Below are 677 nucleotides of genomic sequence, written 5' to 3' on the forward strand. Positions count from 1 at the left end.
CGACGCCCGCGTTGCCGACGCCCTCGTTGCCGATGCCCGCGTTGCCGACGCCCTCGTTGCCGATGCCGGCGCTGCCCACACCAGGGTTGCCGATGCCCGAGCTGCCCACGCCGTCGGCACTGGCCGCGGCGGCTCCGCCGAGGGCCAGGACCGCCGCGGCACCCAGGACCGTTGTCGCACGGAGAAGAGCTGTGTACATCGCCGCATACCTCCCATTTCGATGATCCTTACGTGCTATCCCTAACACACGATCGCGTCCGATATCAGCACTTATGCCTCAGTTCTCCGTGTCGCCCACGCTCTCGGCCCCGCCGGGGTGGAATCCCGCGCAGACGCGTCCGCCGGGAGCCCGCGCGCCGTCAGCGGAGTCCACGAACGCCTGCGCGGGCGGGCTCAGGCAGGCGTCGGCGAGCGTCAGCGCGACGAGGACGAGGCCGGCCGTATCGGTGAGAGGACGACCCGCACGGGAGCGGGTGGAGCCTCGACAGGAGTCAGCGGGGGCGTGGTGACCGGGTCTTGAGACCGCCCCGGAATCAGCGGTCACTCTCAGTCACGATAGCTGAGGCGGGCCAGTGCGCGAGGGTGAAGGAATTTCTGCTGGTCAGAGCGGTATGCAGGGCAGTTGACCGGCGTGTCGCCGGGGACGGTAGGGCGGCTTCGATTGCGGCGCGTGACGG

1 pseudogene is annotated in these 677 nt (G+C 69.9%); it reads right to left on the bottom strand.

From position 1 onward, the window contains the following. Window positions 1-199, bottom strand: a pseudogene (locus VR44_RS10415) (hypothetical protein); the annotation flags it as partial. Between the last annotated feature and the right edge of the window lie 478 nt (window positions 200-677).

This window comes from Streptomyces katrae, assembly GCF_000966975.1.
GTDB classification, from domain to species: domain Bacteria; phylum Actinomycetota; class Actinomycetes; order Streptomycetales; family Streptomycetaceae; genus Streptomyces; species Streptomyces katrae.